1 protein-coding gene is annotated in these 343 nt (G+C 24.2%); it reads left to right on the top strand.

Annotated elements, in window-relative coordinates; translation table 11 throughout:
- The coding region (locus tag AABA78_RS39060; RefSeq protein WP_338270623.1) for a hypothetical protein at positions 1–314 on the top strand (314 nt) is incomplete at its 5' end.
- Positions 315–343 lie beyond the last annotated feature (29 nt).

The raw sequence follows: 343 nt of genomic DNA on the forward strand, positions 1-343 counted from the left end.
CAATAACAACCAGACTAACTAAAGAGTTTAATAGAAGAGGTGTAATAGCAATAAATGAAAAGATTTTTTTGTTTACTTTGGTACATATCAAATATGTAAAACTTAAGAAAGTTAAAGTAACTAAAATAGCAAATAAAAGAGCACTAAAAATATATGCATTCAAATGTGAAATTTTAGGAACAAAAGTAACAAATAAAATAGCATTTAAAATTCAAAAACTAAGCATTAAAATGAATGCTGGAACTGATATAGCAAGCAAATTAGAAAAAAAGATTTTTCTTCTACTAATTGGTTTAGAATACATTAGAAATTGAATTCCATTGCTTCTATCCTCATAATAAAG

Origin of the sequence: Corallococcus caeni (genome assembly GCF_036245865.1) — a bacterium.
Classification (GTDB): domain Bacteria; phylum Myxococcota; class Myxococcia; order Myxococcales; family Myxococcaceae; genus Corallococcus; species Corallococcus caeni.